Here is a 10,418-nt window from a genome sequence, read left to right as displayed (position 1 = left end):
AATGGCTAATGGAGCATTAGAAAATAAACAAGTTAATGAAAAAAATAAAAAAGTATTTTTAGAATTACAACAAAAATTAGAGGAGATATGTGCTGTTATATCAAAGATGATATTATTAGATGGTGAGGGAATGAGTAAAACTATTATGGTATCTGTAAAAAAAGCAAAAACTCAAAAAGATGCCTTAGAAATAGCAAGCAAAATATCAAAATCTAATCTTGTAAAAATTTTATTTATATCAAATGAAATAGAACATCGTAAATTATTATCAACTATAGGAAATATGAATGTTAATGTAGATAAGATGTCTATAACAGTGGATAATATTAATATTTACAAAAACGGTAAAATAAATGAAAATCAAGATGAATTAAAAATATTAAATAATAGTTTAAATAAAGATAAAAACGAACATCATATTATACTAGATTGCGGATATAATACAAAGTTTGAAGACTACTATTATTTTACAGATATAAGCCAAGAATATATATCAATACATTCAAGTTATAATATTTAACTTCTTATATTACCAACTGTAGGATCATATATTTCCTCTTCTGGAAGGGTATAAATATTATTATTATTATTTTCTGTATTAGTGTTTTCATTTGTATAATTATTATTTTCATCTAATGGAGGATAATAATATTCTTCTTCTTCATCTGCCATATTAGCTGTATCATTGTTATTATTTCTTCTAGTACCGCTTCTTATATGGTCAATATTACATTGAGTGCTAAGGTCAATATTTCCACCTACAGTAAGAGGAGTAGTATTAATACAAGTATGATTTCTAGGAAGTCCTGAATCCTGACAAATCTCTACAATAAAAACATCTTCAGGCACTTTCCAATGAAACTCTCTTTTATTTACAGGAGTAATTGCATCTAAATATTGAAATGTAGCCAAAGCAGTGGTAGCTCCTCCTGTAACATTATTAGGAAGAACGTCATTTCTATCACTTCCAATCCAAGTAACAGTTACAATCTCATCATTATAAGCAACAAACCAGTTATCTCTGTGCTCACTTGTAGTACCTGTTTTAGCAGAATATGAAGGACTTTGAAAACCATAAGTACTAGCACTTCTATATGCTGTGCCTCCTGGTGCTATTACTTTTTGAAGAGTAGAGTTTAAAAAATAATATGATGCTTGTGATGTTGAGCTTATTTTTTTAGGAGTTCTATCTGCAAGAGCAGTTACGCTTAATTCATTTCCGTCTATATCTATTACTTTATCTACTATATAGTTATTGTATCTTGTGCCATTATTAGCAAGACCTCCATAAGCAGTAGCCAAATCTAAAGGACTCATCTCTATGGTACCCAAACCAATAGATAATGCATTTGGTATATAGGCATCATTTCCAAAAAACTCCCTTGCATGATCAACAAAATAAGCAAGACCAATATCATTTAATAATTTAACAGCAACTGTATTGATAGATTTTGTTAAAGCAGTTTCTAAAGTAATTTCACCCATATATCTTCTATTAAAGTTTCTAGGAGAATATGCAGGTTTACCAGGTCCTTGAGGATAGCTGTAATTTGTATCAAGCATAGTAGAAAAAGGCTGAGCACCTCCTTCAAATGCATACAAATATATAAAAGGCTTTATTACACTCCCTATTTGTCTTTTTGCCTGCACTGCCCTATTAAACTGATTTTGCAATGTGTATCCGTCCCCGCCTATCATTACGAGTATACCGCCTGTTTTGGGGTCTATAGAAACCATTGCACCTTGATAACTTCTGTTGGAGGTAGATGCTTGAAGATTTCTTATTTTTTCTTTCATCACAGCATCTGCCACTCTGTAATATCTTTCATTTATTGTTGTGTATATTTTAAGTCCAGATAATGCAAGTTCATCTTTATTGAAATAGTTTAATAATTCTTGTCTTACATATTCATTAGCATAGGGTGTTCTGTTTACAGTCATTTTCCACTGAGCACCTTTTACCTGCTTGCTAATATTTGTGTATTTTTGGTCAAATAATTCTAATTCTGCCTTTTTAGTTTCTTCATCTATAATTTTATTTTTTACTAGTCTTGAAAGTATTTGGTCAACTTTTTTTCTGCTATTGTCTGGATTATTTACTATAGAGTAATATGTAGGGTTTGGAAGCATACCAACCATTATGGCAAATTCTAATAATCTGCATTGCCTTAAAGGTTTTTGAAAATAATAATTAGCAGCAGCCTCAAAACCATAATTTCCATCACCCAAATAAACAGTATTAAAATACATCGCAAGTATTTCTTTTTTTGTATATTTAGCTTCTATCTCTCTTGCTGCAAACATTTCAAACAATTTTCTCTCTATTGTTCTTTCGCTTTTAGTGAATAGAAGTTTAGCTAATTGCTGTGTGAGAGTTGAACCTCCGCCTACTATCTTTCTAGTTAAAACAGTTTGTATTGCTAAATATGCAGACCTAAAATAATTTATACCCTTATGCGAATAAAATTTCTGGTCTTCCATTAAAAGAAGTGTTTTTTCTAAAAGAGGGTTAATATCATCAACGTTTACAACCTCATAAGCAGGGGGCATATATTCGCCTATGAGTATATTGTTTTTATCATAAATCTTTGTAGGAGGAGAATCACCGAAAGGGTTTAGAGGGTTAAAATATCTTATTCTCTTTTCATTTCCTCTTATTACTATTATATTATAGTATTCCTCAAGCATAGCCATACTTTGATCTCTCTTAGATACCCAATCTTTATATATATTTCCTACATAAAGACTAAGTATTATACCGCCAGTAGCTGAAATCAAAAGTATAATAATAAATGCACTTATTAAAAATTTTTTAAGTTTTGATTTTTTCTTTTTTACAGTTTTATCTTTAGTAACCATTATACACCAATTAACATAATATTTTTTAATATAATACTATGATATAATTAACTTTGCAAGTCAATATATAGCAATTTTTTGTATCTTATAAAAAACAAATCTTCAATATATATAGTAAAAAATAAAAAAAGAGCATAACAACAATAATTATTATGCCCTTTTTATATCACTTATATATTATTATAAAAATATTAATTAGATTTTTTATTTACAATATAATTAATAACCTCTTCTTTAGAGTTCATATTTTTTAATTCACTAGCAACAACCCCATCTTCTTCACTTCCAAATATCTCTAATATATCAGATATAATATCTACATGTGAATCATTATCAACAGCAGCAAGCCCTATTAAACAATAAATGGGATTATTAAAATGATTCTCAAAATTAACTCCATTTCTTACTATAAGCAAAGATATACCAGTTTTAAAAACATTAAAATCTCTTTTAGCATGAGGCATAGCTAAATGTTTACCTATAATATAGTAAAAATCAAACTCTTTTGCACAATCTATAGCATTTTGTATATATTCTCTGCTAATATATTCTTTTTCTAATAAAGGCTTAAAACATTCTTCAACTGCTTCCTGCCAACTATTAATATTATCAATAACATTAACAGAATCAAGCTTTATAAGCATATCTGCAAAGCCATACATAAAAGATAATATCCTTTAATTTATCTTATTACTTCTTTTACTTTGCTTAAAACATTTTCCCCAGATACACCATATTTTGCTTTTAATTCTGTAGATTTTCCAGACTCAGTGAAAGAATCTTTACATCCTACTATTTTTAAAGGAGCAACATCTTTATGCTCAGCAAGCACCTCAGCTACAGCACTTCCTAATCCGCCTATAACACTGTGATTCTCTAGAGTAACAACACATTTCACTTTCTTAGCATTCTCTATAATGTTTTTAGTGTCTAAAGGTTTTAGGGAACGAACATGTATTAAACGATAAGTAATATTGTTTTTCTCTAATAAATTAACAGCATCCACTGCCTGTTCAAAAGAAGAACCGTCAAAGAATAAAGCAACATCATCACCTGTTTTAGCTATTTCTTTATTTGTAATATCAAAATTAGCCTCTTCAGGAGTATTATAAATTATAGGTACAGCCTCTCTTGCCACTCTTACATAATAAAGACCTTTATTGTTAAGAGCATAACTAATAGCAGATTTAACATCATTTTCATCAAGAGGAAGAAGTACATTCATATTTGGCACACAACGCATTAAAGCCATATCTTGTGTAGCCTGATGGCTTGCTCCGTCTGGACCAGCATCTAAACCTGGGTGAGTAGCTATTATTTTAAGATTAGCTTTAGTGTAGGCAGCTTGTCTAATTTGAGTCCACACTGTACCGCTTGCAAATATAGCAAAATTAACATATACAGGATACATTCCTTCTAACGCTAAACCAGTAGCAGCACTTAAAGAACTCTGCTCACCAATACCTAATTCCCAATAATTCTTTGGAAAAGTTTTACTTACATCAAAAGAAGATGTTGAAGTACCTAAATCATTATCTATTACTATTATCTTATTATTTTTTTCTATTAAACTAGTTAAATGCTTTCCTATTATAGCTCTAGGAGCAGAAGTTTTTTCTATGTTTATCATAAATCTTATTCCCCTTTTTTATTACATATCTAAATCTTTTTTTGCTTGCTCAAAATCTTTATCATTTATAGTTAAAGAATGGCAATTAGGGTTATTTTCTAAGAAAGAAACACCTTTACCTTTTACTGTCTTCATTATAATAGCAACAGGTTTTCCGCTTAATGTATCTAATTTGTCTAATGCTTCAACAACATCTTTCATATTGTTTCCGTCTTTTACTGTTATAACATTCCAATTAAAACTTTTAAACTTATCTTCTAAAGAGCCTAAATTAATAACTTCATTAACAGGGTCATGAGAAGATAGTCCATTATTATCTATAATTGCAACTAAATTATCCAATTTAAAATGAGCAGCCTGCTGAACAGTTTCCCAAATCTGCCCCTCATGAAGCTCAGCATCACCGCATAAAGCAAATATTTTATTAGCATTATTATTAAACTTTCTAGCATAAGCCATACCCATAGCAACCGCTAAACCCTGACCTAAAAGACCAGTATTCATCTCTGTTTCTGGTATCTTATTAACATCTGGGTGTCCTTGAAGATGACTGTTAATATGCTTTAATGTTTTTAGCTCTTCCATAGGTATAATTCCAAGATTAGCTAATATAGCATATTGCATAACAACAACATGACCTTTAGATAATACAAAACGAGATCTACCACTGTCTTTAAAATTAATATACTTGTCATACACAGCAACAGCCATATCCATAGCAGATAAAGACCCACCTACATGTGCTACACCTTTTGAATCATAAACCATTTGAAGAAGTGTTTGTCTACATTTCTTCGCTTTTTTTTCTAATTCTTCTATAGAACTCATTAAAAAATCCTCCAATTCAATACTAAAATTGAATTATTAAAATTAAATAATTAACTTATATTTCAAAATTTAATTATATAGATTTGTAAGAAAAAATTCAATATGATATGTATTTTTATATAATAAAAGAATCCCTTAATAATATATATATCAAGGGATTCTAAAAATTTTTAATATTTTGAAATAGTTACTTTTTTAGTTCATTAGCCATTTTCTTTTCATAAAATTTTGGTGCTAATATTGCCATTATACACATTATTACAAATCCTGTTAATAAAGCTAAGAAAGGATTTAGAGTAATACCTCCAACTATAACACCTATAAAAGAAGCAATAGCCACCAAACTAGCATAAGGAAGCTGTGTGCTAACATGCTCTAATAAAGGACAGTTACTTCCAGTAGAAGAAAGTATTGTAGTATCAGATATAGGAGAGCAATGGTCGCCAAATACAGCACCAGACACCAAAGACCCTACACTAATAAGAAGTACATTCAAAAGCTGTTCTCCTGTATAACCATTAGCATTAGCAAGACCTGTAGCAATAGGTATTACTATAGGAATAAGTATAGCAAAAGTACCCCAACTTGTTCCAGTAGAGAAAGCTATAACACAGCCAAGCAAATAACCAATAGCAGGAAGTATCCAAAGAGGAAAACCACCACCTTTAACAACCTCTGATAGGAAAGAAGCTAAACCTAAACCTCCATCTTCTGGTGATGATTTTATAACATTACCAATAGTCCAAGCTAAAGCCAACACTACCAAAGCAGGCACCATTGATTTTATACCTTCCATTATAGCATTACCAGCAGAACGAACATTTAAAAGTTTTCTAGCAACATAATAAATATACATTATTATAAGCGAAATAACTGCTCCGTAAAATAAAGCTTTAGAAGCATCTGTTTGTATAAAGGCATTTGTAATAGTAGTGCCATTAAAAGCTTGTGATAAAGTTTCTATACCGTCAGAGCCAACTAAGCCCATATATGTTGTAATAGGAAACATCACTATACAAACTAATATTAATACTACTATAGCTATAACCATATCATACCATTTAGCACTGTCGCCTGAAATAGTTTCTAAATTACCAGGACAAGCACCGTATAAATCTTCGTTAAATAGTTTTCCATTAGCAGCATCATCTTCGCTTCTTTTCATAGGTCCGAAATCCTTAAAAAATAAAGAAATTAATACTACAAAAGCCAAAGCTAAAAGCGGATAAACCGAATATGGTATCATCTTTATAAAAAATATAAACTCACTCATATTCAAAGATTCAAACCCCTCAGAATCTCTAATATAGCTCATAACAGTTACAACCCAAGTAGATATAGGTGCAAGTATACAAACAGGAGCAGCAGTAGAATCTAATATATAAGCAAGTTTAGCCCTAGAAATCTTTTTTTCATCAAAAGCAGGACGCATTACAGTACCCACAGAAAGACTATTAAAATAATCATCTATAAATATAATAAGTCCAAAAAACCAAGTAAATATTAATACACTCTTTTTAGTTTTAAGGTATTTACTAGCCCATAAACCAAAAGCCTTAGTAGCACCTGTTTTTGAAAGCATACTAACAAATGCACCAAGCAAAGCACAAAATAAAAGTATTCTCACATTCCAAGAATCCCCAGTCATAGCAGCAACTTTATCTGTAAATATAGTAATAGCAGTAAATATGTTGCCATGTGCAAGTATTAAAGTACCAGAAAGTATACCAACCGTTAAAGAGATTATTACCTCTTTTGTAAGAAGGGCAAGTATTATAGCCAAAAGAGGCGGTATAATACCAAATAAACCGTAATGTTCCATTTTTCAGTAGCTCCTATTTTTTATGTATTATATTCAAATAAAAAAGCCCCCTATATTTAAGGGAGCTTTTAAATTGCTAAACTATATAAATAATGAATAAATAATTTAACACTCCCAAACGATAAGAGGTTTATTATGTTTCTTAAATTTATTCATTATTTTCCTACTTTCTTTTTATAGTAATTTATTTTACTACAAAATATTAACTTTGTCAATAACAAAAAATAATAAATGCTTTTAGCTAAAACAACTATAAAATATATATTGATATAATAATAAAAAATGTTATTATATATAATATTATAAATATGTACATATAAATTTTATGAATATTGAGTTTTTACTTAGTGCTAAATTTAATAGGGCTCTTCCTACAAAAGACAGGCTATTTAAATCAATAGTATCATCTCTAAACGAAGTAAATATTAACCCTCTTATTATGCTTTCAGAATATTCTATATTAGATGAGGAAAACTCAAGCACGTTAATATACTCTTTTCACCCGGCCTCTGACCCTGTGTATTTTGAATATAAAGAAGGTACATTATATGTAACTATTAATAGCGGAATTTTGGGTGCTGGGTATCATAGATTTATCATTTCTGTATTAGGCAGAATTTCAACAAGATTAGATATTGTATTTAAAGAAGATAAAACATATAAAGATTATAGCGGATATTTTAAAGAAAAAGATTTTGATAAATTAAAAAATTTTTTTGCAGCAGCATTAAATGAATATTCAGAGAGTTTGCTTGCTAATGAAGAGTTTAAAGACTTTATGATATCTATGCCTTATGATTACCCTATGATAGAAAAAGAATATTATGCACTTTCTCCTTTGGGGTATTGGGGTAAATCTTGGTTTAATAATTTAGTTAATGCTCCTTTAGAAGATAAATATGATTTTGCAAGAGAGTTTTTTATTTGGAATGATGAAGAGATTAATGCTGATTTTTGGTTTAAGAGTTTAAATAGCATTATATGGCTTTATTTCCCTTTTAGAGAGATTATAGATGATAAAGAGAGAGATGTATATAAAAAAATAATTTACTGTTTTCAAGAGGCATACAAAAAAGATAAAACACTGCCATATCCTTGGAAGATACTTTCTGATATAGCATACTATTTGGACGATGATAATTTAGCTAAGTTTATAGAAGCCAATAAGAAAAATAATATTCAAATGACTAATACTGATATTGGATTTAGAAAAGAGAATGCAAGATACTTTATTGCAGGTGGATTTAATATTTCTCTTCCAATGAGTTTTAACATTTACAGAGATGATAAAACCTTAGTAGAGTTTAAAAACATACATACATACATTGCAATGCAGGTATATTCTTTTGCAAATGATGAAATTGACGCTATAATGGAATATGTTATAAAACAGATGGACGTAACAAAAGAAGAAAAAGGCGACCTTACAGATATAAAAATAAAAGATATAAAATCTGCTGTATACAAAAAATCTATGGGTAATGATGATTATGTATTTACTGTAGTAGCAGTTTCAAAAAAGCTGGCACTTCTTGCATGGTTTACATACAACGGCAAAGAAAATGAAGAATTATGCATAGAGGCAATAAAATCTATAAGCATAGATAATTAATCCTTCATATTAGCATCTTCAAAATACTCTTTACCCTCTTCATAATATAAAGGCAATTTGTCTGCTCTGTAATATAATTCAGATTTAGGCATATCAAACTTAGCTTTAAATAAAACTTCTTTTGTTTGTTTATCTACTTCTAATACAGTTCTTATAGTTCCATAAGTTAAAAGTAAATTATTTTCTCTAATATCAGCATCTGAAGTAATTCTTGAATAAAGTGAAACATCTCTAAACTCATCTGTTTTAATAGCAGTATAAGAACCATGCTCTCCTGTAATATTATATTCTACATATCTTGAGCCTTTAGAGTTTCTGTTGGCATCTCCCTGATTATCAAGCATTCCTAAGTTTCCATTTTCTAAAAGTATTAATGCATGCTGATTTTTTGGTCCGTCTGTAAGTGCATCTCCTTTTACTCTGTATACATCTAATGAAGGCAAATCTCCTAAATTATCTTTATAAGGAATCTGACCATATGCATTTCCTGTTCTTGTGTTTAATGTTTCATCTGCAAACCACCATATAAGTTTCCAATCGCTGTAGTCAATTGCAAATACTCCTAAATTCCTTGAAGATATATAAAGTATATCAGTGTCTTTATCATAAACAAGCGAATTAGCATGAAACCAGTCTATAGATTTCTGCTTACCGTTTTCATCTATAAATATATTGTTTTCATCAAACACTATTCTGTTTAATATTCTTATTTCATTTTTATCATTATTAGGAATTACTATATCTCTTATAATAGAAGCAAAACCCATCTTCCTTACTATATTTCCAGAAAAGTCAATCTCTGTAATCTCATCATCTCCGCCCCATTTGCTTGCAGATAAATAAATATAATTATCATCTTTTTTTATAGTGTCATGATGAGAATTGCTCGGATATTTTACAAGCTCTTTTCCAAGCATATTATAAATTTTGCCTTCATACATAGGATATATTAAAAACTTATTGCCCTCTATAGCTATCTTTGAAGCAGTAACTCCTTTAATAAAATATCTCACATAACCATTTTTTGATATACCTATAGTAGCAGTAGGATACCACCCATTAAAATATTGAATAAAATATAACTCAGGATTATTTCCATCATCATTAGTAAGCTTATTAACTTCTACAGTATATTTTGAATCAATGTACACATCATCATGATAAATCTTTTTTACATAATGATTTTCTACAATTTCTCTTCCTGCATCATTTATAATAATTGTATTTGTAGCTTCTGGAAAAAGCCCATGTATTTCAAACTCTTTGCCGTAATTAGCAGGATAGGTATGAATTATATCAGGTTCATTGTATAGCCCTTTAACTGTTACTGTTATTGGGTAATTATTAGTATTGCTTATAACATAAGAGGCAGATAATGGAGCTATATTGTAAGGGTTTAATATTATAGTGCCTAAAGGAGTGAGTTTATTAGGGTCAATAATATTTTCTTCTAACTCCTTTTCATTTGCATTACAATTTACTATAAAGAAAAAACTAAATAAAAAAGTTAATAGAATGTTTTTCATAAGCAGCACCTAAATATAATATATATACTAAAAAATTTTTTATTTTCTAATAACTTAAATTTTAAATATTTGCATGGCTTTGCCCCCTGCAAAGCGTGCCCGTAGCACCCAACTTCTTTTGGCGACCGAAGGAAGTACCTG

Annotated in this window: 8 protein-coding genes; 2 read left to right on the top strand and 6 right to left on the bottom strand. The window is 29.4% G+C overall.

Annotation, left to right across the window (positions count from 1 at the left end; genetic code table 11):
- The coding region (locus E6A48_RS07125; RefSeq protein WP_219709342.1) for a bifunctional ornithine acetyltransferase/N-acetylglutamate synthase at positions 1-520 on the top strand (520 nt) is incomplete at its 5' end.
- Here the strand turns inward: E6A48_RS07125 and E6A48_RS07120 are convergent.
- From E6A48_RS07120 to E6A48_RS07100, 5 genes are all read right to left on the bottom strand, one after another.
- Positions 517-2,859 carry a transglycosylase domain-containing protein gene (locus E6A48_RS07120; protein WP_219709341.1) on the bottom strand — a complete coding sequence of 781 codons (2,343 nt, stop codon included), beginning with the start codon at positions 2,857-2,859 and terminating at the stop codon, positions 517-519. The genes E6A48_RS07125 and E6A48_RS07120 overlap by 4 nt on opposite strands.
- A 191-nt stretch (positions 2,860-3,050) precedes the next feature.
- Positions 3,051-3,521: a PTS sugar transporter subunit IIA gene (locus tag E6A48_RS07115; protein ID WP_219709340.1), complete on the bottom strand. Its 471-nt coding sequence runs from the start codon at positions 3,519-3,521 to the stop codon at positions 3,051-3,053.
- A gap of 20 nt (positions 3,522-3,541) precedes the next feature.
- Positions 3,542-4,489, bottom strand: a complete 948-nt coding sequence (locus E6A48_RS07110) for a transketolase family protein (protein WP_219709339.1) — start codon at positions 4,487-4,489, stop codon at positions 3,542-3,544.
- A 21-nt stretch (positions 4,490-4,510) separates the two neighbouring features.
- On the bottom strand, positions 4,511-5,317 hold the full coding sequence (locus E6A48_RS07105; RefSeq protein ID WP_219709338.1) for a transketolase: 807 nt from the start codon (positions 5,315-5,317) through the stop codon (positions 4,511-4,513).
- Positions 5,318-5,504: 187 nt separating this feature from the next.
- The gene (locus tag E6A48_RS07100; RefSeq protein ID WP_219709337.1) at positions 5,505-7,139 is read right to left on the bottom strand and encodes a Na+/H+ antiporter NhaC family protein; all 1,635 of its coding nucleotides are present in this window, start codon (positions 7,137-7,139) and stop codon (positions 5,505-5,507) included.
- 325 nt (positions 7,140-7,464) lie between these two features.
- Between E6A48_RS07100 and E6A48_RS07095 the strand changes: the two genes are divergently transcribed.
- The gene (locus tag E6A48_RS07095) at positions 7,465-8,751 is read left to right on the top strand and encodes a hypothetical protein (protein WP_219709336.1); all 1,287 of its coding nucleotides are present in this window, start codon (positions 7,465-7,467) and stop codon (positions 8,749-8,751) included.
- Here the strand turns inward: E6A48_RS07095 and E6A48_RS07090 are convergent.
- Entirely contained in the window at positions 8,748-10,277 is a 1,530-nt protein-coding gene (locus tag E6A48_RS07090; RefSeq protein ID WP_219709335.1) for an aryl-sulfate sulfotransferase, read from the bottom strand. The genes E6A48_RS07095 and E6A48_RS07090 overlap by 4 nt on opposite strands.
- Positions 10,278-10,418: the final 141 nt, after the last annotated feature.

The organism is Brachyspira pilosicoli, from assembly GCF_019402445.1.
GTDB lineage: Bacteria > Spirochaetota > Brachyspiria > Brachyspirales > Brachyspiraceae > Brachyspira > Brachyspira pilosicoli_B.
This window is presented reverse-complemented; position numbering and strand designations above follow the sequence as displayed.